27 protein-coding genes are annotated in these 25,526 nt (G+C 49.2%); 12 read left to right on the forward strand and 15 right to left on the reverse strand.

What is annotated here, in order from left to right; translation table 11 throughout:
- Positions 1-2 precede the first annotated feature (2 nt).
- The 3 genes from HZ996_11050 to HZ996_11060 form a co-directional block, all read right to left on the reverse strand.
- Positions 3-2,396, reverse strand: a complete 2,394-nt coding sequence (locus tag HZ996_11050; protein ID QTN39652.1) for an ABC transporter permease — start codon at positions 2,394-2,396, stop codon at positions 3-5.
- Positions 2,396-3,091 carry an ABC transporter ATP-binding protein gene (locus tag HZ996_11055; protein QTN40045.1) on the reverse strand — a complete coding sequence of 232 codons (696 nt, stop codon included), beginning with the start codon at positions 3,089-3,091 and terminating at the stop codon, positions 2,396-2,398. Before HZ996_11055 ends, HZ996_11050 begins: the two co-directional genes overlap by 1 nt.
- An 88-nt stretch (positions 3,092-3,179) precedes the next feature.
- Entirely contained in the window at positions 3,180-4,424 is a 1,245-nt protein-coding gene (locus HZ996_11060) for an efflux RND transporter periplasmic adaptor subunit (GenBank protein ID QTN39653.1), read from the reverse strand.
- Between the two features lie 146 nt (positions 4,425-4,570).
- Between HZ996_11060 and HZ996_11065 the strand changes: the two genes are divergently transcribed.
- Together HZ996_11065 and HZ996_11070 are read left to right on the forward strand one after the other, a co-directional pair.
- Positions 4,571-5,944 (forward strand): sigma-54-dependent Fis family transcriptional regulator, encoded by a 1,374-nt coding sequence (locus tag HZ996_11065; GenBank protein ID QTN39654.1) that lies wholly within the window; start codon positions 4,571-4,573, stop codon positions 5,942-5,944.
- Positions 5,931-7,301 (forward strand): hypothetical protein, encoded by a 1,371-nt coding sequence (locus HZ996_11070; GenBank protein QTN39655.1) that lies wholly within the window; start codon positions 5,931-5,933, stop codon positions 7,299-7,301. Before HZ996_11065 ends, HZ996_11070 begins: the two co-directional genes overlap by 14 nt.
- A 459-nt stretch (positions 7,302-7,760) precedes the next feature.
- On the opposite strand, the gene mazG is transcribed toward HZ996_11070, so the two are convergent.
- From mazG to HZ996_11105, 7 genes are read right to left on the reverse strand one after another with little or no spacing between them, the layout of a single operon-like run.
- A complete protein-coding gene (mazG, locus tag HZ996_11075) occupies positions 7,761-8,537 on the reverse strand; it encodes a nucleoside triphosphate pyrophosphohydrolase (GenBank protein ID QTN39656.1) in 777 nt (258 codons plus the stop codon).
- Position 8,538: 1 nt separating this feature from the next.
- Positions 8,539-10,248 carry a M3 family oligoendopeptidase gene (locus HZ996_11080; protein ID QTN39657.1) on the reverse strand — a complete coding sequence of 570 codons (1,710 nt, stop codon included), beginning with the start codon at positions 10,246-10,248 and terminating at the stop codon, positions 8,539-8,541.
- Positions 10,249-10,698 carry a DUF5606 domain-containing protein gene (locus tag HZ996_11085; GenBank protein QTN39658.1) on the reverse strand — a complete coding sequence of 150 codons (450 nt, stop codon included), beginning with the start codon at positions 10,696-10,698 and terminating at the stop codon, positions 10,249-10,251.
- The gene (locus HZ996_11090) at positions 10,695-11,225 is read right to left on the reverse strand and encodes a hypothetical protein (GenBank protein QTN39659.1); all 531 of its coding nucleotides are present in this window, start codon (positions 11,223-11,225) and stop codon (positions 10,695-10,697) included. Before HZ996_11090 ends, HZ996_11085 begins: the two co-directional genes overlap by 4 nt.
- Positions 11,222-11,797, reverse strand: coding sequence for a peptide deformylase (locus HZ996_11095; protein QTN39660.1), 576 nt, complete (start codon positions 11,795-11,797; stop codon positions 11,222-11,224). Before HZ996_11095 ends, HZ996_11090 begins: the two co-directional genes overlap by 4 nt.
- 5 nt (positions 11,798-11,802) lie before the next feature.
- The gene (gene ruvX, locus HZ996_11100) at positions 11,803-12,216 is read right to left on the reverse strand and encodes a Holliday junction resolvase RuvX (GenBank protein ID QTN39661.1); all 414 of its coding nucleotides are present in this window, start codon (positions 12,214-12,216) and stop codon (positions 11,803-11,805) included.
- Positions 12,217-12,238: 22 nt separating this feature from the next.
- Positions 12,239-13,159 carry a DUF4350 domain-containing protein gene (locus HZ996_11105; GenBank protein QTN39662.1) on the reverse strand — a complete coding sequence of 307 codons (921 nt, stop codon included), beginning with the start codon at positions 13,157-13,159 and terminating at the stop codon, positions 12,239-12,241.
- A 75-nt stretch (positions 13,160-13,234) separates the two neighbouring features.
- On the opposite strand from HZ996_11105, the gene HZ996_11110 reads away from it, so the two are divergent.
- From HZ996_11110 to HZ996_11155, 10 genes are all read left to right on the forward strand, one after another.
- Complete coding sequence (locus tag HZ996_11110) at positions 13,235-14,050, forward strand: 2,3,4,5-tetrahydropyridine-2,6-dicarboxylate N-succinyltransferase (GenBank protein ID QTN39663.1); 816 nt, start codon at positions 13,235-13,237, stop codon at positions 14,048-14,050.
- Positions 14,050-15,159 carry a glycosyltransferase family 4 protein gene (locus tag HZ996_11115; GenBank protein QTN39664.1) on the forward strand — a complete coding sequence of 370 codons (1,110 nt, stop codon included), beginning with the start codon at positions 14,050-14,052 and terminating at the stop codon, positions 15,157-15,159. Before HZ996_11110 ends, HZ996_11115 begins: the two co-directional genes overlap by 1 nt.
- A gap of 9 nt (positions 15,160-15,168) precedes the next feature.
- Complete coding sequence (locus HZ996_11120) at positions 15,169-15,924, forward strand: glycosyltransferase family 2 protein (GenBank protein QTN39665.1); 756 nt, start codon at positions 15,169-15,171, stop codon at positions 15,922-15,924.
- Positions 15,925-15,959: 35 nt separating this feature from the next.
- The gene (locus tag HZ996_11125) at positions 15,960-17,381 is read left to right on the forward strand and encodes an HD domain-containing protein (GenBank protein ID QTN39666.1); all 1,422 of its coding nucleotides are present in this window, start codon (positions 15,960-15,962) and stop codon (positions 17,379-17,381) included.
- Positions 17,378-17,899: a hypothetical protein gene (locus HZ996_11130; GenBank protein QTN39667.1), complete on the forward strand. Its 522-nt coding sequence runs from the start codon at positions 17,378-17,380 to the stop codon at positions 17,897-17,899. Before HZ996_11125 ends, HZ996_11130 begins: the two co-directional genes overlap by 4 nt.
- 94 nt (positions 17,900-17,993) lie before the next feature.
- Positions 17,994-18,890: an ATP-binding cassette domain-containing protein gene (locus HZ996_11135; GenBank protein QTN39668.1), complete on the forward strand. Its 897-nt coding sequence runs from the start codon at positions 17,994-17,996 to the stop codon at positions 18,888-18,890.
- Positions 18,887-19,699, forward strand: a complete 813-nt coding sequence (locus tag HZ996_11140; protein QTN39669.1) for an ABC transporter permease — start codon at positions 18,887-18,889, stop codon at positions 19,697-19,699. Before HZ996_11135 ends, HZ996_11140 begins: the two co-directional genes overlap by 4 nt.
- 21 nt (positions 19,700-19,720) lie before the next feature.
- Complete coding sequence (locus HZ996_11145) at positions 19,721-20,551, forward strand: ion transporter (protein QTN39670.1); 831 nt, start codon at positions 19,721-19,723, stop codon at positions 20,549-20,551.
- A complete protein-coding gene (miaA, locus tag HZ996_11150) occupies positions 20,551-21,468 on the forward strand; it encodes a tRNA (adenosine(37)-N6)-dimethylallyltransferase MiaA (GenBank protein ID QTN39671.1) in 918 nt (305 codons plus the stop codon). The genes HZ996_11145 and miaA overlap by 1 nt, the downstream gene beginning before the upstream one ends.
- Positions 21,455-22,009, forward strand: coding sequence for a hypothetical protein (locus HZ996_11155; GenBank protein ID QTN39672.1), 555 nt, complete (start codon positions 21,455-21,457; stop codon positions 22,007-22,009). The genes miaA and HZ996_11155 overlap by 14 nt, the downstream gene beginning before the upstream one ends.
- Here the strand turns inward: HZ996_11155 and HZ996_11160 are convergent.
- The 5 genes from HZ996_11160 to pyrR are packed head-to-tail and all read right to left on the reverse strand — an operon-like array spanning position 22,006 to position 25,498.
- Positions 22,006-22,923 (reverse strand): ribonuclease Z, encoded by a 918-nt coding sequence (locus HZ996_11160; protein QTN39673.1) that lies wholly within the window; start codon positions 22,921-22,923, stop codon positions 22,006-22,008. The genes HZ996_11155 and HZ996_11160 overlap by 4 nt on opposite strands.
- Positions 22,916-23,674 (reverse strand): T9SS type A sorting domain-containing protein, encoded by a 759-nt coding sequence (locus HZ996_11165; protein ID QTN39674.1) that lies wholly within the window; start codon positions 23,672-23,674, stop codon positions 22,916-22,918. The genes HZ996_11160 and HZ996_11165 overlap by 8 nt, the downstream gene beginning before the upstream one ends.
- Positions 23,671-24,021, reverse strand: coding sequence for a hypothetical protein (locus tag HZ996_11170; GenBank protein QTN39675.1), 351 nt, complete (start codon positions 24,019-24,021; stop codon positions 23,671-23,673). The genes HZ996_11165 and HZ996_11170 overlap by 4 nt, the downstream gene beginning before the upstream one ends.
- Complete coding sequence (locus HZ996_11175; protein ID QTN39676.1) at positions 24,018-24,956, reverse strand: aspartate carbamoyltransferase catalytic subunit; 939 nt, start codon at positions 24,954-24,956, stop codon at positions 24,018-24,020. The genes HZ996_11170 and HZ996_11175 overlap by 4 nt, the downstream gene beginning before the upstream one ends.
- Positions 24,953-25,498 carry a bifunctional pyr operon transcriptional regulator/uracil phosphoribosyltransferase PyrR gene (gene pyrR, locus HZ996_11180; protein QTN39677.1) on the reverse strand — a complete coding sequence of 182 codons (546 nt, stop codon included), beginning with the start codon at positions 25,496-25,498 and terminating at the stop codon, positions 24,953-24,955. Before pyrR ends, HZ996_11175 begins: the two co-directional genes overlap by 4 nt.
- Between the last annotated feature and the right edge of the window lie 28 nt (positions 25,499-25,526).

Below are 25,526 nucleotides of genomic sequence, written 5' to 3' on the forward strand. Positions count from 1 at the left end.
GACTATTCGTATTTCAGCGCTTTAACGGCGTCAATGCGTTCCGCCCGGAGGGCCTGAGTCAAAATTGTGACCAGAGCAACCATGAAAGAGGCCACCACCGCCACTAGGAAAGGCCAAAAGTTGAGATCGATGCGATAAACGAATTCACTGAGCCATCGACTCATGTAGTAGTAGGAAATTGGAATGGCAATGATATTGGCGACCAATAGCATCCACCAGAATTCTCTACTGAGGACCAAAAGCATTTGGAACATACTAGCGCCGAGGACCTTCCGAACCCCCAGCTCTTTGGTTTTCTGCTGCACCGTGTAGGCCGTTAAGCCCAACAACCCGAGGCAGGCAATGAGAATGGCCAACCAATTGAAACTGGAAAGCACCTGGGCAAATCGCTCGTCATCGGTAAAGAGTTGCTGGAATTCCTCGTCGAAAAACTCGTATTCAAAGGGATCCGACGGATTGACCTCTTTCCATACTTCTCCTATGGAAGCAATGGCTGCTGAGGCTTGATCCGCTTTCAATTTAACCGCAATGGTTCCTCCAGCATTTTGAAGAGGAGCCAGCATCAAGGGTTCAATGGGATATCTCAAGCCCACGTAGTGGAAGTTCTTGATTACTCCAATCACTGTTCGAGGTCGACCTCCCAGTTCAATGGTCTTGCCGATTGGATCATCCCAGCCGATGGCTTCCACCGCAGCCTCGTTCAAAACAATGGCTTCCCATGCATCGGTAGCATGTTCTTCATCGAAGAACCGACCTTTCAGCAGGTCGAGACCGAGAACTTCGGCAAAGCGATAACCCACGCCGGTAATACTGAAAATCCAGGTTTCTTCGCCGGTATAGCCCTCAGGAGTAATGGAGGTTCTGCCATACCCTGTTCCGGGGAGAGCATTGGTAAACGCAACCCCTTCCACTCCCTTTACCTCGGTGAGTTCATCCCGCAAGGTCTGGGCGTTTTCAAAGGCCGATTGAGAATTTAGGTTCAAGGTGAGCACATAGTCTTTGTCAAAACCCATATCCTTGGCATTCATGTAAGCCACTTGCTGTCGGACAATCAGCATACCGATGATCACAGCAACCGAAACCGTGAACTGCAAGGTCACGAGGATGCGACGCAACCACTTACCCGAAGATTGACTCTGCACATTGCCCTTTAAAGTGTGAACGGGATCAAATCGAGATAGAACAAAGGCGGGGTACAGTCCACTGAGCAGGCCGAGGATGAGAATTAAGGACAGACTGTATCCCCAAAGCTCTCTATGCCCCATGAAGTAGTTTACGAAACCCGAAGGCACGTTGATGCCCACGTACTCGCCGAGCAATTCCAATATGGCCAGAGCCACCAGGAATCCAAAGAAAACGAGCAGGACGGACTCCAAAAGGAATTGCCCGACAAGTTGACTGCGTTGGGCACCCAGCACTTTACGCACGCCGATTTCTCGAGCGCGTTTACCGCTTCGTGCCGTACTGAGATTCATAAAATTAAAGGCGGCTATGAGTAAAAGGAAAATAGCCACCAATAACAGATTCCGAATTTGACCGAAATCTGTTTTTCGGTTGTTGTGGTTGTCGAAAAGAAGCTCTGTCGAGTACATATGAGTCTCGAGTAGAGGTTGCATGGTTAAGTCAAAATTATCTCCCTCATTGCCGTAGTCGTTCTCTCGGCCAATTTCTTTTAGGTCTGCCAACACGCGTTCCCAGTCCGAGGCGTCCGCTAAGCGCACATAGGTCGGTGCGGCGATAGAGGTCCAGGTCTGTAAAAACTGAGCGGTGTTGGTGTCCGAGGCTACCGGCAGAATACTCACCACCATATCAAAGTCCAAGTGGCTGTTGGCGGGAGGGTCCTCGAAGATTCCTTGAATTTGAACCGGATCTGCGGTATGAGCGGCTTCAATCTGTTGCCCTATTGGGTCCGTATCGGGAAAGAGCTTTGCAGCCAAAGACTCGGAGAGCAAAACCTTGTTGGGCTCTCGAAGAACCGTCTCCGGATTTCCCTGTACCAGAGGGAAGTTGAAGAAGCTGAAGAAATTGCTATCGACAAAGGCAAAATTATCGGCGAAAAAGGTTTGATCCCCTGCGCGCAGCAAGTTCTGACCTTGTTGCATAAAGCGCACTTGTGCTTCAACTCCACTGACGCGTTCAAAGGCCGCAGGGCCAGCGGCTGGAGTGGTTATACCCACTGCGGAGGAGCTAACCCCAAGTGCCCGATCAATAGTAAGCACTCGGAAGATTCGATCAGAGCCTTCGTGAAAACGATCGAAACTGAAATGGTAGCCCGCATAGATGAAAATGGCCAAAGACGCTGCCAATCCAATGGCTAGACCAAAGATGTTGATGCTCGTAAAGCCCAGTTCCTTCCACAAATGACGGAAGGCCAATTTGATGCGACTCCCAAACATCAGAGGATCTCTTCAGCTTTTTTACCGCTGTTTTCGGCGATCACTTCACCGTCCAAGAGACGAATGATGCGCGATGCATAGCCCGCGTCGTGAGCCGAGTGCGTTACCATGACAATAGTGGTTCCCCCCTGATTCAATTCACTCAGCAAGTCCATGACCTCGTTACCGTGCGCTGAATCGAGATTTCCAGTCGGCTCATCGGCCAATATGATTTTGGGATCTGCAATCAATGCTCGAGCCACGGCGACGCGCTGCTGCTGACCTCCCGAGAGCTGTTGAGGATAATGTTTGGCTCGGTGGGCAATTCCCATTCGTTCCAAGATGCGATCCACACGTTCTTTACGCTCAGACGCCGAGACCTTCAAGTAAATCAACGGCAATTCAATATTCTCGAAGACGCTCAACTCATCGATCAGGTTAAAACTCTGAAAGACGAATCCAATATTGTTCTTCCGAACCACGGAACGTTGGCGTTCACTGAGTTGGGTCATTTCCTGCCCGTTAAACGTATAGGTTCCCCCATCGGGCGTATCTAGTAGACCGAGCACGTTTAGAAAGGTGGACTTTCCGCATCCGGAAGGGCCCATAATAGCAACAAATTCACCCTCTTCTATTCCAACATTGATGGAATTGAGCGCAGTCGTCTCAATTTCGTCGGTTCGGTACTTCTTCTGTAGGTTTTTAACATCAATCAACATATGCGAATACTTAGTTCTGAGTTATGTGGTTTTCTTCTATTCTAATACTCTGTGCCTACGGCACGATGCAAGGTCAATCCCTTCTTTATTTAAACACGAGTTGCTGAGCCTCTCCGTAATTGGCGTAGGAATTGGTGATGACCTGCTCACCGGGCTCCAAGCCGCTGAGCACCTCGATGTAATCGGTGTTTTGGCGGCCGAGTTCGACATCGCGCCGTGAGGCGCTCTCTCCTTCCAATACAAAGACCCATTGCCCGCCTGTGCTCTGATAAAACCCTCCGCGCTCCACCATCACCGCTTCCACTTCGGTGCTCAGTGAAAGACGAATTTGAAGGGTTTGCCCTCTTCGGATTCCGGAAGGCATTGAATCCGGAAAGTTCATTTCGATCTGGAACTGTCCATTGGAGACTTGAGGCAATACTTTGGTGACCACCAGTTCGTGCGTTTTACCGCCAAAGGGGAAGGTGCCCGTTTGACCCGTCCGAACCCGATTCAAGTAGTATTCATCGATATTACAGCGAACCAAAAATCCATCGGTCACATCCACCTGGCCTAGGGACTCGCCTCGTTGCTTGGTTTCGCCGAGGTAGTGATTAAACCCTGTCAGTTGACCGTCGAGCGGAGCTTTAATGGTCAAATTCTCTAAGTTTTGACGGATGGCGTCGAGATTCCGCTCCATCAACTCAATACTCTGATCGATGCGCGTCAATTGGGATTCTTGAATGGCCTCTTCTCGGTCGATGTTACGCTTGGTAAAGGCCCTTTTCTGCCTGAGGTATTGGATGTTGTTTCGCGAGGCTTCGAATTGATTTCCAGCGATGACCGAATCGCGGTATAGCGTGCTGTCCATTCGGAACTGACGTTCCGCCTCCTTGAGTTGGTAATCAATATCAATGAGCTGATCGTTTAGCGTACGCTTGTTCTGTTCAATGGTGAGCCGGGTCGTTCTCAGGTTGTTGATTTGCTCAATGATTTGCGTTTCGCGATTCATGAAGTCGAGCATCAGGTTAGCATTGCTCAACCTCATCAATGGAGTCCCTCGGGTGACCATGGCACCGTCTTCGACAAAGATTTCCTCGACATTACCGCCTTCTGCCGCAGTGATGAAGATGGACTTTAGGGGTTCCACATTCCCACTGATGGGAATGTTGTCAAAGAATAAGCCGCGTTCGACGGTAGCTACGGAAGTCCTGTCCCGGTCAATCGTAAGTGTTCTGTCATTGGTGCTGATGATCAGTAAGTAGACCAGTAACAAGGCTCCCGATGCTATGCCGATATAAAGCAGCACGCGTTTCATCGGCCACTTTTTCTTTTCAATTACTTTATCCATAGGTTCGATTCAGCCCAATAACGGCAATACGCATGCCACGAACCCTATACACCTGTAAATGTGATCGTTAACAATTTTTAACAGCGCTTTAACGAATGAATTGTGTACGTTTTCGTACACTTGACTGTTCAAAATAGGACAATGGAATGAAGAAAACAGACGCTCGTATTTTGGTGGTCGACGACGACCCCGATGTATTGACCTCATTGAAGTTGTTTTTAAAGCAGCACTTCAAAACGGTCATCTGTGAAGACACACCAACCCGTATTACCGAGCACCTAAACACGGATGAAGTCGATCTGATTCTGCTCGACATGAACTTCAGGGCCGGAGAAGATGACGGTCGAGAAGGAATGTACTGGCTCAACCGAATTGTAGAGGTTCGACCTTCGAGCGTGGTTATCCTAATGACGGCCTATGGAGAAGTTGAGCTCGCCGTGAAAGCGATCAAACACGGAGCCTTTGACTTCATTCTGAAGCCCTTCAAAAACGAAAAACTGCTCGGCACTCTACTCGCAGGCTTGCGTATGAACCGTACCCAGAAGGAGGTCGATCAGCTCAAAACCACCAATCAAGCCTTTAGTGAAGCTCAAGTAGCCGACCAAAATGACTTCTTGGGCGAATCCCTGCCCATGCAAAAGGTGTTCGAAACCATCAAGAAGGTGGCGGAGACGGATGCCAACGTGCTCCTTCTGGGTGAAAACGGCACGGGTAAAGAAATGGCTGCTCGTGCGGTACATGCACACTCGAATAGAAAGGATCAGCCTTTCGTCTCTGTGGATTTAGGCTCACTTCCCGAGTCCTTATTCGAGAGCGAGCTCTTTGGGCATGTCAAAGGCGCTTTTACGGACGCCAAAGAAGATAAAATAGGCCGGTTTGAATTGGCTCATGGAGGCACTTTGTTCCTAGATGAAATTGGAAACCTCGCTCCCGCCCTACAGGCTAAGTTGCTCAGTGCCTTGCAAAACAGAGAAATCACACGTGTGGGCAGCTCAAAGCCCGTCAAAGTTGACATACGATTAGTATCTGCCACGAATATGCCATTGTACGAGATGGCCGGCAAAGATGAGTTTCGTCAGGACCTCCTGTATCGAATCAACACGGTTGAAGTGCGGATGCCCGCTTTGAGGGAACGGGCGGAAGACCTAGGGCTACTGGTTGATCACTTTATGGATCGATTCTCTAAGCGCTATCACAAGAAGGCTCCCAAGATCAGCAAAGAGGCCTGGGAACGACTTAAATCGTACCGTTGGCCAGGCAATGTTCGCGAACTAGAGCACACCATAGAGCGCGCATTAATCCTACATGAAGGGGATCGGCTCGAAACGCGAGATTTATCGCTGTCGAACCGGACGGATAACGCTCCCGAACACGAAGAACTCAACCTCTTGGCGGCCGAAGGAAAGCTTATTGAACGAGCCCTTGAAAAACACCAGGGAAACATCAGTAAGGCCGCTCAAGATCTAGGAATCACAAGGGCTGCCTTGTACAGAAGAATGGAAAAACATGACCTTCAATAAACACTATTTGGGCATCGTATTTCGAATTGTCTTGCTCATGCTGGCCAGTTGGGGAGCCGTTTACTTTTATTCTGTCCGCGGATTATACATGACCGCACTTCTCCTTTTGGTTGTCGTGATTTTCCAGGTCCTTGAACTCTTTCGACTGGTTCGCAGAACCAATAGAGAATTAACCCGGCTCTTTGAGAGCATTCGAAACAACGACTTCAGTTTGCACTTCAGCGAAAAAAACGAAGGAAGTGGATTTCAAGAACTACATAGTTCGCTCAATACCATCATTGATGCCTACAAGAGAGTGAAGGTTCAGAAGGAACAGCATTACCAGCAACTCGCCCAGGTTGTGGAGTACCTGAACTCCGGCGTTTTGAGCTATGACGAATTGGGTCATATTCATCTGATGAATAGTGCGGCGCGGGACATCCTCGACATTCCGGCGCTAAAGGATTGGAGCATGATTTCAGAAAGAAGACCGCGATGGACCAAGGCCATGGAAGAAATCCCCTTTAACGAACAACGAGCCGTTGAGATCGAGGGAAGCGTGGTCAACAGCCCTCAGCTTGCTTTTAAAGGAAAGATTCGCCTTGGCGATTCGGAACACACCATAATCAGCTTTCAAGGAATCAAAGACGAAGTTGAACGGCAAGAGATTCAGGCCTACCACAAGCTCATCAGAATCTTAACGCATGAGATCATGAACTCGGTTACACCCATCTCATCCTTGAGCGAGACTCTCGACAGCATGCTTAGAGACGAGGAGAACGGCAATCGTAAAAGAATTCAAGACCTCGATGACGAACAGCTCGAGGATCTATCTCAAGGTCTAAGAACCATTTCCAAAAGGTCAGAAGGTCTCCTACACTTCGTTGACGACTATCGAAAACTGACCCGAATTCCGAGACCGGAACCAGAACACAATGATCTCGCTTTGTGGTGGAAGGAAATTGAGCCCATTCTTCAAGAGCTCTGCCAACGAAACGGCAACCAGCTAAATACACAACTCATCACGCGGAACAAGACCGCCTTCTATGACCCACATTTACTCGAGCAGGTCCTTATAAACTTGGTGAAAAACGCCAACGAAGCTTTAACCGGTCAGCAGGATGGAGAGATTGACATCCATTTGGAAGCTCATGGTGAGCAATGGTCCATTCAAGTGGATGATAATGGTTCCGGGATTGATATCGACAAGCGGAGTCAAATATTCATCCCCTTCTATTCGACGAAAGACCAGGGCTCAGGAATTGGGCTTTCCCTGAGCAAGAGCATACTACAATCGCATCGGGGTAAGCTGATTTACACGCCTTTAGAAAGAGGAACGCGATTCACATGCCAACTTCCGATTAATCCAACGCTTTAATCTAGAAATTATGCCTCAATTCAGCCTTGTATAATTTATAAATCTGCGTTAAGTTAAGGTTAATACTTTTGGTTTATTTAACCATAAGCGGAGTCTATTTTGAATAGTCTTTACATATACGTCTATTTATCAATTACTTAGGGAATTTTTGAATGAAAAGTGATATTTTCACTCAAAGTCTTGTTTATTGTAATTTTACCCTTATATTTGCACCGAATTTCAGAGCAGTTAGCCAAGCACTCTGATTCGATTTAACAAATCGTTCTTTTTAAGGCTAATTACGGGTGACAAATACAGAAGATATTTGTCCTGTAGAAAGTCGAGCTTGGCCCCAACAAAGGAGTAGTTTTCTTTTCATAGTAGATTCAGTTTAGGTTAATGTCACGAACGGCGGGTTTTTACCCGCCGTTTGTGTTTTCATCCACTATGATTTTATGCTGATCGTTGCGCTCCTTCGCCTTACTTCTTCGCGGCTTCCCAATAAACATCCATTTCCGATAGGGTCATGTCTGCGAGGGATTTGCCATCGGCCCGTAGGGCCTCTTCCATATGCTGAAAACGCTGTATAAACTTCTTATTGGTGCGCTCTAATGCATCTTCGGGATTCACATCAATGAAGCGGGCGTAGTTTATCAGGGAAAAGAGCAGATCGCCAAATTCCCCTTCCATGCGCGTGGCATCTCCTGCATCTACCTCAGCTTTGAATTCGCCAATCTCTTCTTGGACCTTATCCCAGACTTGCTCCCTATTGTCCCAATCGAAACCGACTCCGCGCGCCTTATCCTGAATTCGTGAGGCTTTGACTAGAGCGGGCAAGCTTTTGGGAACTCCCTCTAGGACACTCTTCTTGCCTTCTTTGAGCTTGATCTTTTCCCAGTTCTGCTTGACTTCTTCTTCGTCTTGCACATCAATATCTCCATAGATGTGGGGATGGCGCTCGACGAGTTTGTCGCAAACGGAATGGAGGACGTCCGCAACGTCAAATGAGCCTTTTTCATCGCCGATCTTGGAATAGAAAACCATATGGAGCATGAGGTCGCCCAACTCCTTTTTTACTTCCTCTAAATCCGCATCAAGAATAGCGTCGGCCAACTCATAGGTCTCTTCAATAGTGAGATGACGCAGACTTTCCATTGTTTGCTTTCGATCCCATGGGCACTGCTCGCGTAATTCGTCCATAATGGTCAAAAGGCGCTCAAAGGCATCGAGTTTTTGCTCTACGGAATGGTTCGGCATATTATAGGTTTTTCCACTCGTTAAAGACGAAATCGGCTAATTCACGCACATACTCCGAACTGAAGTCAAATCGGATTCCCGCGCGCTGGTAAATCTCGCCAATGCTCTTGGTATATCCCAGCTCAAGTGCTGCTTTGTAGTCCGCTAGTGCCGATTCAGGATCTTCCTTATACCGTCTCCAAAGGGCAATAGCTCCTAATTGAGCCATACCGTATTCGATATAATAGAATGGAACTTCGAACAGGTGTAATTGAGATTGCCACTGGTAAGCGAGCTCTTCATCAAGACCCGCCCAGTTCACGATGCCGGCACTCTGCTCTCCTTTAATGCGGAGCCATGCGGCTCTCCGGGCTGATTCGTCGTGTTCGTTGGTGTAGATCCAATGCTGGAAATGATCAATGGTGGCGATCCAAGGGAGTACTTCCAGCACTTTCTCAAGGTGTTCTTTTTTAGCCCTTTTGGTGGCCTCCTCATTTTCGAAAATCAGATGCCAATGTTCCATGCTGATGAGCTCCATGGACATTGAGGCTAATTCAGCCACTTCGGATGGGGTGCGCTGAAATTCCTTCAACTCATAATCGCGTGTGAGAAAGCTGTGGACCGCGTGGCCTCCTTCGTGCACCAGAGTAACGAAGTCTCGCAGCACCCCAGCGGCATTCATAAAGATGAAGGGAACGCCCGTCTCATACAGGGGATAATTATAACCTCCCGGTGCTTTACCCTTTCGGGAAGCCAAGTCCAGGTGACCCATTTCCTTCATTTTCAAAAGACAGGCGGCGAAATAAGGGTCAACAGCCTCAAAGACCTGGACCGTCTTGGCCAAAAGATCCTCTTCGGTTCCGTCAAATACCTTCAGGGGTTCGCGGCCTTCAGGGTCTACTTGTGTGTCCCAAGGCCGAAGTTCCTCGAGGCCCATTCGTTTCTTGCGGTCCTCGTCAAAGACTTTGGCAATGGGAACAATAGCTTCTGATATACTTCGATGAAAATCGAAACAATCGTCCGGGCCGTAATCGAAGCGTCCGAGTTCGCGAAACTTGTAATCCCTGTAGTTGTCAAAACCGGCATTCACAGCTACCTCTGCACGCTTGGCAATCAGGCGATCGAAGAGCTGGTTCAACTCGTCTTTTTTGCCCAAGCGCACTCCTTGAATGAGGCGATATACTTCTTCGCGAAGTTCACGGTCGTTTTCCCGCAGCATGACGCCCGCCTGCTGAAGAGTGATGGACTCCCCTTTCCACTTGATGGACATGGCGCCCGTAATGGCCCCATATTCCTGGGCCAATTCGGCCAGTTCTGTTTGAAGGGGAATATTCTCTTCGCGAAAAAGTTCGATTTGATTGACGACACCTCGGGTGTAGATGCGGTAGGTCTCGTGATCCAAGTCCTTGAAAAAAGGACTCTCGACCAGCTTGAGGTTCAGCGCATGTTCTTCAGGAGCCACCTTTGGGAGTACCTCAGCAATCATTTTGCGGTAGGCACCACCGGCTTCCTCACTCCCCGTATCGCGACTCATGTGAATGTAGCGCCAGCCAAGCTCTTCGGCCAGAGCGCTCTCGAGTTCACTTCGGTCGCGCATCCACTGCTCCAAGTCCTCCAATGAAGAGAGATCTCGCTCCGACAATGCGCGATAATAAGGTTGTATTTGATTCCAATCGTCTAGCGCAACACCCTCTTTTAGAAAGTGGCGCTCAGCAGGGCTTAATTCCAGCATTTATTCTTCTTCGTCCTTAGACGTCGAATCACTGGCACCTTCGGCAGACTCAGCAGCTTCTTCCTCGGTTGCCTCCAAGAGGCCTTTTTCTTCCAAGAGGTTATACCATTGAATCACTTTCTTGATGTCCGAAGCATAGACACGATCTGTATCGTAATCGGGCAGCACTTCTGCAAAGTACGCCTCTAACTTCGCCCCAGACTCTTTGTGTCCAACAGGCGTAGGTCCGTTTTCCTTCTCCTTGATGGTGGCGAATACTTCGCGAAGAGGTTTTTCCTCGTTGTAGGTGAAAATCGCAATGTCACTCAGGGCAGAAATATTCTGCGCTTGACTTACAGGCATTCTCTTCCCATCCATCAGGGACTCAACGATTAGACCTCCACGGCTTTGCGCCACGAGTTTGTGTAGTCCAGGCTTTCCAGCAATCGACAAGATTCCTTCTAAATTCATTCGTTCTCGGTGTCTCGGTTTTGATTTTCTTCCCATTCGTTCACCACATCCTCCATTGGACGGTCCATAACCGCCATCATATTGCGAATGTCCTCAGCGCGCTCTCCTTCAGGGTACTTGAGAAGATACTCCCCGTAGGTCTTGCGCGCATAGTCGAGCAATTGAACATGGTTTTCGAAAATAAATCCTTGGTAGAACAACGCCTCACGCGCTAAATAATGATTGGGGTACGCGTCTTTAAGACGATTAAACAACTGAATGGCCTTCCAGTACTCTTCGATACCCATAGACACCTCTGCGGCCTTAAATAAGTAGTCCGAAGTTCTGGCCGTATCGCTCAAATTACTGTCGGCATAAGCCAAGTAAAGTTCAATCATTTTTGTGCCTGCGGCACGATCCACATCTCCCGTCGTATCGGAATAAAGGATCGCTTCTTGAGCTTCAATGGCTCGAATGGCTTCTGGCTGCTGCGATTGGCATGACCAGGAGCAAACAATCAGCGTGCTGAGTAGAATCAATCGGATCATACGATGGTGGTTCCTTTTGCTGAGTAGAGGCGCATCTTGTAGTCTGCACGCATTTTCCCCTTGGCGATATTGGTCATCTTCCCTTTGAGCATACGTCGACGAATAGGGCTCACGCGGTCCGTGAAGACAACTCCGTACACGTGGTCATATTCATGCTGAATGACGCGGGCGGCGAGACCGGTATATTCCTCTTCGTACTCCACAAAGTTCTCGTCTTGATAACGGATTCGAATCTTTTCTTGGCGATCTATGTCAATGCGCAGGTCGGGAAAGCTCAAGCATCCTTCATTAAAGGACCACTCCTCCCCTTCTTCGTTCAGGATAACCGGATTGATGAAGACCTTTTTGAAGTTCTCAAGTTCTGGCTCGTCTTCGGCAAAAGGCCGAGCGTCAATGACGAAGAGTTTCAAGCTCTGGCCTACTTGAGGAGCCGCCAAACCTACACCTTGCGCGGCGTACATGGTCTCGTACATGTTCTCGATCAATTCAGCCAAACCTGGATGATCCGGAGTCAACTCCGAACCTTCCTGCTGAAGAACGGGATCGCCATAGGCAACAATCGGAAGTATCATAAGCGCTATACCTGTTGGTCCAGCCAAGACTGTAAGATCAATACGGCACTGATCTCGTCGACGTTGGCTTTCTTTTTTCTCTCACTCTTTTTCATGCCCATCTCTAACATCGCCCGCGATGCCAAAACAGAGGTAAAACGTTCATCGACCCGCATCACGGGAATTTCGGGATGACGCTTTTTCAAGGAAGCTTCGAACTGATCCACAAGCGGCATACTTTCCGCGGCAGTGTTGTCTAAATTCCTCGGGTCTCCTAGAACAAAAACACCCACCTTTTCACGGGTGATGTATTCTTTGACAAAAGCGAATACCTCGTTGGGGGCAACCGTCTTTAAACCCGAAGCGATGAGCTGAAGTTCATCGGTCTCGGCGATTCCAATACGCTTTTTCCCCACATCAAAGGCTAGTGCTCTGGGCATGAGCGCAAAAGTACTAAAACGACTACAATCCCGCGGTGAGCCATTCCATCAAGTTCAAGAGCAATTTATAGTTCTCTTTGGCCCGTTCGCTGTTCATTCCAGCCTTAAAGGTTCCCTCTTCGGTTTCGACGATTTGAGCGGTGAACATGGCGGCCTCTCCCCAAAGGACCACACGTCCTTTTCCAAACGTACGAACAGCGCCTTGAGACCATCCCTCAGCGGCAAACCGCGGGGTGGAGTCATTGAATTGCCAAGCCGTGTCCGGCTCCAAGCTCCACCATTGTCCGGTAAGGGGCATGATGTTCTCGAAATTTGAGTCAATCTCAAAAGCCTGACCCGTAAAGGAGTAAACGGAATCCACATATCGCTGATCTTGGGACCCATTGGTCACGGAACCCTCTGATAGAGTGCTGTTGGCGCGGCACATGAGTGTTACTCCTCCTTGTGCCGTATCATAAGCAAATCCATCGTGAAATCGAGCATCGAAAGCCGCTGCCAGTTCTGCTGCCGCTCCGGCCATGGGCATATGGTCGGCGGTCAACCACAACCTTCCGCCATTTCGAACCCACTCTTGTACCGCTTCAACCTCCTTTGGTGTGAAAGCCGAGTAAATGGGCTTCCACCACCGGCCTTGATTGTCCGGGTGAATGGCATTGACGATCACCAAGACTTCCATATTTCGGAGTGATTTGCTCGAAAAGTCTTTGTCCCAAGCAGCGGTTTGGTATCCGTCTTGCTCGAGCAACTTCGCAAACGCAGCATAGCCACCGTCCCGTTGATGCATGTTCTGGTGAGCTCCATCAATGTAGATCAGTGGACCCTCCCCTTGTGCGTACATAGGCGATCCTATGCTTGGAGTGTAGGTGGTATCCGGGTATTGCTGTGCTCTGGTTACGGCAGAAGCCAGAAGGGTGCCTAAAAGTAGAAAGAGATGAATACGCATGGCCCTAGGTTTGAAGCAATGTAGTGATTTCGCATCGCGCCGTAGGCGCATAGACCTTTTACTATCTTTGGCCCCATGGAAGTACTGAAGCAAAAGATTGAGGCGGCGTGGGAGGATCGGAGCCTCTTGGAGCAGGCGGAATACATCGAGGCTGTTGAGGCCGTAGTAGCGCATATTGATGCCGGTACCCTTCGCTGTGCGGAGCCGACTTCTGACGGCTGGCAGGTGAACGAATGGGTCAAAAAAGGTGTCGTTTTGTACTTCCCGATTAAGAAAATGGAGCGCATCGAAGTCGGAATCTTCGAGTACCACGACAAGATTCCCTTGAAGAAAGACTACAACAAACTCGGTGTTCGAGTTGTACCGCACGCCATTGCCCGTCACGGTTCTTTTGTGGCACCCGGGGTCATTATGATGCCTTCCTATGTGAACATCGGCGCCTACGTAGACACGGGAACTATGGTGGATACTTGGGCTACGGTGGGTTCTTGCGCTCAAATCGGCAAGAATGTCCACCTCAGCGGAGGCGTTGGCATTGGTGGGGTACTGGAGCCGCTTCAAGCCGCACCTGTTATTATTGAGGACAATTGCTTTATCGGATCGAGGTGCATTGTTGTAGAAGGTGTTCACGTGGAGGCCGAAGCGGTATTGGGCGCCAACGTGGTACTGACGGCCAGCACTCGAATTATAGACGTCACTGGAGATGAACCCGTTGAATTGCGCGGTCGTGTTCCAAAAGGATCGGTCGTTATTCCGGGAAGTGTTCCCAAAGAATTCCCGGCTGGTTCCTTCCAAGTTCCTTGCGCTCTTATTATTGGGAAGCGGAAAGAGAGCACCGATAAAAAAACGAGTCTAAACCAGGTATTACGCGATTACAACGTAGCCGTATAATGAAGATTGGATTCGACGGAAAACGCGCCGAGCACAACACCTCGGGCTTGGGAAACTACAGCCGCGACGTGATTCGAGGTCTATGCATGAATGCGCCCGAGCATGAATATGTGCTTTATTCCCCGAAGAAAGGAACCGAATTCGACTTTGGGGATGAGCGTCTTGTTCGTCGCTACCCCACTCGATGGAAGGATCGGTTAACACCGGCACTTTGGCGCAGAAAGGGTATTGTCGATGACCTTAAAAACGAAGGGATTGACCTGTATCACGGCCTTTCGAACGAATTACCCTCGGGTATTGAAGCCATTAGAGCGCGATCTATCGTCACCGTTCACGACCTGATCTTTGAGCGATTCCCGGACTACTACAAGGGCATAGATCGTATGATCTATCGAAGTAAGACCAAGGAAGCGTGTTCATCCGCTGATCACATCATTGCCATCAGTGAACAGACCAAGCAGGACCTTATCGAGTTCTATTCCGTATCGCCAGATAAGATTAGCGTGGTCTACCAGACGTGTCATCCCGGCTTCCAAAAGGAGGTCAAGGACGAAACGGTAGAGCAAGTCCGTACCGGCTACCAACTGCCGCAAAGCTATGTCCTGCAAGTGGGAACCCTTGAACCACGTAAAAATGTGCTGCGCAGCTTGGAAGCTGTGAGTCAAATAAACGATCTGCACATTGCCTTTGTGGGCCGCCAAACAGACCATCAGAAGCTGATTGAACGGCGCGTGGAATCACTGGGTATTGGAAGTCGTGTTCACTTTTTGCAAGACGTGCCTGTAGCCTTTCTTCCCGCCTTGTTCAAAGGTGCGGCGGCAAGCCTCTACCCTAGCCTATTCGAAGGATTTGGACTTCCGATTATCGAATCGCTCTTTCAGGGCACACCGGTGGTGACAAATGAAAAAGGTTGCTTCAAAGAAGCGGGAGGCTCTTTTGGCTATTACGCCAATGTGGAAGATCCTACGAGTATTGCTCATGCACTCAAGCGAGTTCTGACTGACGGCTTGTCAACGGAAGGCCTAGAAGGTCATTTGGGGCAGTTCACGCTCAAAGAAACGACCCGTCGACTGCTCGATGTCTATCAGCAGGTAGTCAAAAACAGCTAACTTTCAGTCGTGGAGAAGATTACGGCCATAATTCCCTGTTACAACGAAGAACGCACACTTGATGCGGCTCTGAAATCCGTGGCCTTTGCCGATGAAATTCTCGTAGTTGATTCTTTCAGCACAGATAAGAGCTTGGATATTGCACAATCTCATGGTGCTCGAATTATCCAACGGGAATACGAAAACAGTGCCTCCCAGAAGAATTGGGCCATTCCCCAGGCCACTCATGAGTGGATCGTTCTCTTGGATGCCGACGAAGAAGTGCCTGATGCCCTACGGGCCGAAATTATTGAAACCATCAACAGAGCCCCTTCAGAGGTTGCTTTTTGGATTCCTAGGCGCAATAAATTCATGGGGCGATGGATCAAGCACTCCGGTTGGCAAGGGGATCGAGTCATTCGACTCTTCCGAAAGAGCAAGAGTCGTTATGAAGAAAAGCACGTGCATGCTGAGGTCCTGGCAGATGGGCCAGTAGGACAGTTAAAGAACAGTCTAGACCACGACACCTATCGAGGACTTGACGAGTATATTCGAAAACTGGATCGCTACGCGGACTGGCAAGCCCGTGATTACCACAGCAAAACGGGTACTATTGGCTTTTATGAATTATGGCTCAAGCCCGGATTTCGCTTTTTCAAGCACTACTGGCTACAAGGAGGTTTTCGGGACGGAGTTCCTGGCCTCACTATATCGTACCTACAAGCTTATGCGGTTCGCATGCGCTACCTGAAGATGTGGGACCTTCGACGAAGTGGAAAGCTATAGCTTTTCGTACCTTTGCACCCCGCAAAAAGTCCAGGATGAAGTCCTTCTTAGAACCCGAAATTTTCACCTATATCCAGCGCGCCGCTGAGGCCCAGAACGTAGAAACCTACGTAATTGGTGGATATGTGCGCGATTGCCTTTTGGGACGTGGACGTCCAAAGGATGTGGATATTGTTTGCGTCGGGAGCGGCATTGAGCTCGCACAGGCAGTGGCCCATGAGCTTCCCCACCAGCCCAAGGTTCAGGTATTTAAAAATTTTGGTACCGCCATGCTGCGCCATGGAGACTGGGAGGTTGAATTTGTCGGTGCTCGAAAAGAGAGTTACCGCGCGGATTCTCGGAAGCCCATTGTGGAGAATGGCACCTTAGAAGATGACCAACAACGGCGCGATTTCACCATCAACGCCCTGGCCCTTGGCCTCAACGAACAAAACTTTGGCGAACTACTGGATCCCTTTGGAGGGATTCAAGACTTGAACGAAGGGATTATTCGAACACCTTTGGATCCAGACCGTACCTATAGTGACGATCCCTTGCGCATGATGCGAGCCATTCGTTTTGCCACGCAATTGGGCTTCGACATCGAGCACGAGAGCTATGAGGCCCTTGGCCGAAATGCCGATCGTCTGAAAATCATCTCCCAAGAGCGTATCACGGACGAAGTGAATAAAATCATGCAGGCTCAGCGCCCTTCCGTAGGTTGGAGACTTCTGGAAGAAACGGGTTTGTTGGCGGAATTTTTTCCAGTGCTTTTGACCTTGAAAGGCGTGGAAGATGTCGATGGTCAGACCCATAAAGACAACTTCTACCACACCCTTCAAGTCACGGATAACCTAGCGCAAACCTCAGATAAACTCTGGTTGCGTTGGGCTGCCCTACTCCACGATATCGGAAAGCCCGTCGTGAAGCGCTACGACAAAAAGCTCGGCTGGACTTTTCATTCTCATGAGTTCGTCGGGTCTAAAATGGTCCCAAAGATTTTTCGAAAGCTCAAGCTGCCGATGAACGAAAAGATGAAGTACGTTCAGAAACTCGTTCGCATGAGCAGCAGGCCAACAGCGCTTTCGGGCAAAGAGGTCACCGACTCCGCGGTGAGAAGACTCTTATTCGATGCGGGAGAAGACGTTGAAGACTTGATGTTGCTTTGTGAAGCGGACATGACCACTCAATACGAGTGGAAGAAAAAGAAATTTCTCAAGAATTATCAGGTAGTGCGCCAAAAGCTCAAGGAAGTAGAGGAGCGCGACCGCATTGTCAATTTTGAACCGCCGATCAGCGGACAGGACATTATGCAAACTTTTGGCGTGCCCCCAGGCCGAATTATTGGGGACATTAAAAGCGCTATCAAAGAGGCCATACTCGAAGGAACTATAAAGAACGACCGCGAAGAAGCTTGGAATATGATGATTGAGCTCGCGGCAAAACAAGGGCTAAGCCCAAAAAAGGAGAACACATGATCTATCGATTCCGTGTCATACTCGACAGCAATGACGATATCTTCAGAGATATCGAGATTCAATACGACGCCAGCTTTGAAGACTTGCACAACAGCATCCAACAAGCTTTTGGATTCGATGGTACACAAATGGCTTCCTTTTACGACAGCAATGACGACTGGGAACAAGGGGATGAATTGCTCTTGTTTGCCATGGGTGATGATCAGCCCGGAATGGCTGATTTGGCCATCCATCAGAAGTTGGAAAAGAAGAACGAACGAATGCTCTATGTCTATGACTTCTTGAGCATGTGGACCTTCTTTGTCGAAGTGATGGACATCTACGAGCCAGAAAGTGGTGTGGACTATCCCAACCTTGCCCTTTCCGTTGGGAACACACCAGATGAAGCTCCCGATAAAGATTGGGACGGCGCAGGAGAAGAAGGAAGCTCAGGCAGTGGGTCTGGAGATATCTTTGACGGCGATGATTCCTTTGATCAATTTGGGTACGACGACAGCGACGGATCGGCGTACTATTAAGGCCTGGCACAAGGGCACATCGTGCCGTAGGCACAAAATGTAAGGTCTTTGTAATATTTTGTTCCTTGGGACGTCTACTACAAAACCTCTTCCTTTGAGCACCATTCTCAACATCTCCCAACTTTCCAAATCATATGGAAAGGTGAAAGCCCTGCAATCGCTCGATATGACTATTGAGCGCGGGCAAGTTCACGGAATTCTGGGTCCGAACGGGTCCGGTAAAACCACCACTCTAGGTATTCTACTCGGCGTTCTGAAGTCGGACAGCGGATCTTTCGACTGGTTCGGAAATCCCGTTCTGTACCGAAGTCTTCAGCGTATCGGGGCCATCTTAGAGACTCCAAACTTCTACCCCTACCTCAGTGCGGTAAAGAATCTGGAAATCGTTCGCCTGATCAAAGGTGTGGAACGCCACCGGATCGATGAAGTCTTGGAACAGGTAAATCTGGCAGAACGCAAGCACGATAAATTCTCGACGTACAGCTTAGGGATGAAGCAGCGCCTAGCCATTGCCTCTGCCCTGCTCAATGAGCCCGAAATCTTGGTGCTCGATGAGCCGACCAATGGCTTAGATCCTCAGGGAATCGCCGAGGTGCGGGAATTGATCATGACTATTGCCGGGCAGGGAACCACCATCTTGATTGCGAGTCATCTATTGGACGAAATTGAAAAGGTGTGTTCACACGTGACCATTTTAAAACAGGGCAAACGCCTGTTCTCAGGCCCTGTCGATGAAGTCTTCGCTACAGCAGGTATGATAGAAATCGGCGCGGAAGACCGAGATGCCCTTGAAAAAGCCTGTGCGTCCTTCCCCGGCGTAAAAGCTGTGAATCACAACGCACGTCAACTTCATTTGAATTTGGAGGAACACATTGATCCCGCTCGCTTGAATGCCTACTTACAAGAGCAGGGTATTGTGGTGAATCACCTCGTCTATCGTAAATCCAGTCTGGAACAGCAGTTCCTCGAACTTGTAAGCCAAAGCAAATGATCAGATTACTTCGCATTGAATGGCTGAAGCTCCGGAACAGCCGCGCCTTTATCATTATCGGAGGGTTTTACATCATTCTTATGGCCCTGGTGGCCTACGGAATGGGATCCTTTGAAGTGACCACCGGAAGTGAGGATGGAATTCAAACCACCTTAAACCTGGGTAAACTGGGAGTCTTTGACTTTCCGTACATCTGGCAGAACATCACGTACATCGCGGGATTCTTTAAGTACATCCTAGCCATTATTGTGGTGATTTTCATCTGCAATGAATACAGCTATAGGACCGTACGTCAAAATGTGATTGACGGACTCTCTCGCCGTGAATTCATCACTTCCAAACTCTTGATGATTCTAGTCTACTCAGTGGTGAGCACCGTTGTTGTGGTCTTGATCACCTCTGTTTTGGGATTGATATTCTCGAACAACCGAGCGATGGATGTGATCTTCTTGAAGCTGGACTTCGTCCTGGCCTATTTCCTCGAAGTATTCGTGTACCTAATCTTTGCCTTCTTTGTGGCCTATATGATCAAGCGCACCGGATTTGTCATCATCACGCTCATTCTGTACACCTTTGTCATTGAGCCCATCGCCGTCTGGCAAATCGGAGAACCAATCGGCTCCTTCTTCCCGGTTCAGAGTATTCGGGATATGAGCGAGATCCCATTCAAACGCTATGTGAAGGACATCGTTGAACTGGACATCATGGAGCACGCGGGTATTGGTGCTATGTTCCGCACGATTCTTTGGGGAACCGGTATTGCCGCACTGACCTACTATCTCTTTGGAAAACGAGATATCCTGAGTTAAGCGCTTTGCTATCTTTGGGGAATGGAGGAGGTAAAACCACCGAAGCAGCAATCGCTTAAACGCAAAATCCACGAGATTATATTCGAGGCGGATACGCCTGCCGGAAAGATCTTTGACGTTGCCTTGTTCATTTCCATTATTCTGAGCCTAATCGCCGTTATGCTGGAGACCGTCCCCGGAATTCGCGAGGAGTACGGCGATGAGATGCGCATTGTGGAATGGGTGTTTACGGTGTTGTTCACGATCGAATACCTACTGCGCATCTACAGTGTCACCCGACCTGGACACTACATCCGGAGTTTCTACGGAGTCATTGATCTCCTGTCGATTTTACCGACGTATATCGGTCTTTTCTTCGCGGGAAGCCAGGCACTCATGGTCATTCGAGGTGTTCGCCTTTTAAGGGTCTTCCGGGTACTGAAACTGAGTCGCTACCTCTTTGAAGCTGAGATGCTGGGAAAAGCCTTGCGCAACAGCCGTCGGAAAATTACGGTCTTTCTTTTGGCTGTTGTGACCATTGTTATGATCGCTGGAGCCGTTATGTATGTTGTTGAGGGAGGTGAGAATGGCTTTGACAGTATTCCAAAGAGCATATACTGGGCCATCGTCACCCTGACTACCGTAGGCTACGGGGATATTTCTCCGGGAACCACACTGGGCCAATTTATAGCCTCTTTCATTATGATCCTCGGTTACGGGATCTTAGCAGTGCCCACGGGCATTGTCACCTCAGAATTGACACGGCACCAAGATGGGGATCGACATACGAATAACGCTTGTCCGCACTGCGGAGAAGAAGGACATCGGCACGATGCCGAGTTCTGTTACAACTGCGGAGGAAGACTGGATTGATGGAGCACGAAAAGTATCTCATTGTTTTGACTGGGCCGACCAGTGTGGGGAAGACCGCCTTGAGTGTTCAATTGGCACTGAAACTGCAAACCGAAATCATATCATTTGATTCTAGGCAGTTCTACAGGGAAATGAAAATTGGAACTGCTCCGCCGAGCGAAAAGGCACTTAGTCTCGTCCCTCACCATTTTATTTTCCACAAATCTATTCACGACGACTACTCGGTGGGCGCTTATGAAAACGATGCCCTCAAAAAGCTCGGAGAATTATTTCACGAACGGGATGTGGTCATTGCGGTAGGTGGCTCTGGATTGTACATGGATGCTTTGACCAAGGGGCTTGATGAATTCCCGAAAGTGGCTCCAGGCGTTCGATTGAAACTGAACCAGGAGTTTCGAAAATTCGGCATTGAGCATCTTCAAAAGGAGTTGGCCAGTGTTGATCCCGAATATTATGCGGAAGTAGACCTAAAGAATCCAGCTCGCTTGATTCGCGCTCTCGAAATCTCAAGAGAAACCGGAAAGCCCTATTCTGGATTCCGAAAACAAGCTCCCAAACAGCGCTTCTTTAAGAGCATCACCATTGCCCTCAACCTAGATCGAACCAAGGTCTATGAGCGCATTAATCAACGGGTCGACGAAATGATGATGCAAGGACTCATGGAAGAAGCGAAGACCCTGTACCCGTATCGAGAAAAGAATGCCTTGCAGACGGTGGGGTACCAAGAACTCTTCTCCTACCTCGGAGGAAAATGGAATCTAGAAACCGCCGTCGAAGAGATTAAAAAGAATACGCGGCGCTATGCAAAACGTCAGTTGACGTATTTGCGTCGGGATGAGAGCATCCATTGGTTCGGTCCAAATGATTTAAACGCCGTCTTGGAGACCATTGAAAGCATACGGAATGAAGGCCATTAGTACCTGGATATTCCTGATTCTTGTGATTTCCGTGAAAGCGCAAATCGCGATCGGAGGCTCCGTAGGCTATGGAGGTCACCAAGTCTTCTTTGACCCATCGGTGAAGCAAACCGCAACAGCACATACCGAGTTTCGCGTTGGTCTACAATATTTAAACAAAAAGAACTCCGGCGTATCCCTGGAGCTAGCACAAACCAGCTTGGGTTGGACCCTAGACAGTGAAGACTCCACTTTCAGTATATCTTGGCCGCAAACGGAGTTGAGGTTTTTCTCCCATTTCAATATCGGCAAGGGAGTCCATAGGATGCCCATACAATTAGGGCCGTTTGTCGGATACGCCTCAGGGGATTATCCGACCAATGATAAACTTCGTTTTGGATTGAGCCTAGGAACCGGATATGCACTTCAAACCGGGAAGAATATCTTTCAGGTTATGGCGCACTTTCGCCAAGAGTTGATTCCCATCTATCCCGTGGATGTATATCTCTACAGCCTCCCGCAGTCGATGACCCTGAGTGTAGGGTACTACCGATTACTCTAAAGGATATACCTTCCTCCTTCTTGGCCAGCCACCGTTTCTTCAAAGATGGTTTTAGCCTCTCGGACCAGGGGCTCTGCAGAATCATAACGCGCGGAAAAGTGACCGATGATCAGCTTCTTTGCTTTGGCCTTTAAGGCCATGGTTGCCGCTTGCAAGGTTGTGCTGTGCTGGGTCTTATGCGCTTTATCCGCATCCTCTGCCGCAAAGGTGGCCTCGTGATACATCAAATCAACCCCTGCAACCTTCTGGGCATTCTCTTCAACGTAGGCCGTATCGGAAAAGAAGGCGTAGGACTTTATGGGTGGTGGATCGGTCGTTAACTCATGGTTCGGAATCACGGTCCCGTCCCCTCGGTCCCAATCCGAGCCTTGCTTGATTTGATCACGGACGTAACGAGGAATACTCAGTTCTTCCAATTTCGACTTGATGAGATTGCGCAACTTGGGCTTTTCAGTGAATACAAAGCCCCAAGTATCAATGCTGTGGTCCATTTTCAGCGTGCGCACCTCTACTTTCTTGGTCTCGAGGATCAGCTCCTCTGAATTTGGATTTAAGGGCGTGAATTCAATGGGATAGCGCAGTCGGGTTCCGCTACTTCGAAATTGTAATTCCAAGATTTCCACCAGCCCTGGTGGGCCATAGAGGTAAAGTGTCTTCTTGCGATCCAACAAGTGAAGACTACTGAGAAAGCCGACCAGACCGAAAAAGTGATCTCCGTGGAGGTGACTGATGAAGACATGATCGATTTGGCCGAACCGAACACCGTTTCGACGCATTTGAATCTGGGCTCCTTCTCCGCAGTCGATAAGGAAGAGCTCGTCCCGCATGCGCAGGACTTGACTCGTCGGAAAACGACTAGATGTGGGCGTAGCACTTCCGCAGCCCAGAATCAGCAGTTCGTTTTCGTTAGTCATGCAGCGTTAGCCGGCGTGTCAAGGTTCCACGATCGGTAGCCAACTTCAGCAAGTAGATTCCGTTCGCGGAAGGATTCAATTCCAAGCGATTAACGTTTCCCGGTACGTGTACGAACTCGCCTTCCTGAACCGTACGACCACTCAAGTCGATCACAACCCATTCAACGTCTTGTCCGGATAGATTGCCGAGCTCCACTTGAACATAGTCTGATGCTGGATTCGGGAATAATCGTACAGTAACATCTTGACGCTCCGCAAGGGAAACGGCATTGTTGATCTGAATCTTGAACCGATTTTCAGACTGAATGGTATCGATAGGAATAGCAAGGACCTTCAGGAATGCACGAATGTCTACACCCAATGGATAGGTCTGAACGGGTCCAGTTGGCGTACCGAAGATGCGCACGCAACCATTGGTCCCTCCGGCCCAATTACAACTGGGATTGTCACAGCTATACGACAAACCAGGAGGAATATTATTGATGGTTTCCAATCGGAAGCTATCGACCGTTGCCGTAACGGTACTTCCGAGGAATGTGATGGACGTGTCCGAAGGAATCACCACTTGGATTACCTGGTCGTAGAATGAATCAATGGCCCCATCGGGCAAATTTACGGTGCTATCAGCGTTCACCGTACTCCCTGCGGGAGGATAAATATCAGGGACCGTTAAAGAGCCATCGGGCGTGCATTGCGCCATCGCGCCGTAGGCGCTAAAGAATAAAGTGAAGAGGAGTACACGTTTTTTCATAGTTCGTATTGTCTTTCGAGTTCGTCGAAATTAAAATAGTCCACCGCTTCATGCTCGGTGGGTACAAGAGCTAGGTTGTCGTCGAAGGCTTGGACGACCTCAGCGCTGTTGTTGATCAGCACATAGGTTTTCTGGGCTTCCATTTGCTTTTCGGCCCGGTCCAACAAAGCGTCCACCGCTTCAGAGGTGATGGACTTCGCCGGGAGAAAGTCAATCAGCAAGTGGTCGCCTGCCGCATAATAATCCTTGAGCTCCTCTTCCATTTGTCCAAAGAGCATGCCATCAATTTCGGTCGCCGCGCAGCGCACAATCTTGTACTTATCCTCTGTTTCTATGGTAAAGCTCATGAGGCGGATCGATCAATTTTCGACGCCAAGAGATAAAGGACCGCCATCCGAATGGCCACACCGTTCTCTACTTGGTTCAGAATAATGCTGTGTTCACTATCCGCCACATCTGAGGTGATTTCGACACCGCGGTTAATCGGACCCGGGTGCATGATGGTGATGGGGCTATCAAGTCGATTCAGGCGTTCCATGTTCACCTGATACTGGGCGCTGTATTCGCGCAAGGAGGGGAAAAACTTCGTGTCTTGTCTTTCGAGTTGAATGCGAAGCATATTGGCCACATCACACCATTCAAGGGCTTCGTCCAAGTTGGACTCCACTTCGATGCCCAAGGCCTCAATGTGTTTGGGAATCAAGGTAGCCGGTCCGCAGACTTTTACCTCAGCTCCTAGCTTCTGAAGGGCAAAGATGTTGCTCAAAGCAACACGCGAATGCAGAATATCTCCAACGATGACTACTTTTTTGCCTTCAACACCTCCTGTTCGTTCACGGATCGAATAGGCATCCAAGAGTGCTTGAGTCGGGTGCTCGTGCGCACCGTCTCCGGCATTCACGATGCGCGAGTCGACGTTTTTGCTCAAGAAAACGGCCGCTCCCGGGTTGGGGTGGCGCATAACGACCATATCCACCTTCATCGCCAGAATATTGTTGACGGTATCGATTAGGGTCTCCCCTTTGGACACCGAAGATCCGCTCGCGGAGAAATTCACTACGTCTGCAGATAGTCGTTTTTCCGCCAGTTCGAAACTGAGCTTGGTCCTAGTCGAGTTTTCAAAAAAGAGGTTGGCGATAGTGATGTCTCGCAAAGAAGGCACCTTTTTGATCGGGCGATTGATGACTTCTTTGAACTGATCCGCGGTTTTGAAAATGAGCTCGAGATCTTCGCGTTGAAGGTCTTTGATACCGAGCAAGTGGTTCACGGATAATTCACTCATGATTGGGCACTGGTCAATTCAACTTTATCTTCTCCGTCAGACTCTTTCCACAATACATTGACGCGTTCACTGGCGAGGGAATCGACCGATCGGCCCGTATAATTGGGCTCAATAGGCAAATGTCGACTGAAGCGGCGATCGATCAAGACCAGTAGCTCCACCTGCGCGGGGCGACCGAAGCTCTGTAGGGCATCCATAGCCGAGCGAACCGAACGGCCCGTGTAGAGCACATCGTCCACAAAGACCACCTTCTTTCCTTCGACCAAGAAGTCAATCTTGGTTTGGTTGGCCTTTAGCGGCTCATCACGACGACGAAAGTCATCCCGGAAAAATGTGGTGTCTAGATATCCCAATTGCACTTCTTCAACAATGTCAAAGCGTTCAACGAGCGCTTTGAGTCGATCCGCAAGGCGTGTCCCGCGGGGTTGAAGGGCAATGATAACGGTATCAGAAAAATCTTGATGCTGCTCGATCAGCTGAGCGCTGAGCCGGTTTAAGGTGATGTCCACCTCCTTCGCGTTGAGTAGCGTGCGTTGAGTCATCGCACAAAAATAGCAAATAAAAAAACCG

Source organism: Cryomorphaceae bacterium (genome assembly GCA_017798125.1).
In the GTDB taxonomy this organism is placed as follows: domain Bacteria; phylum Bacteroidota; class Bacteroidia; order Flavobacteriales; family ECT2AJA-044; genus ECT2AJA-044.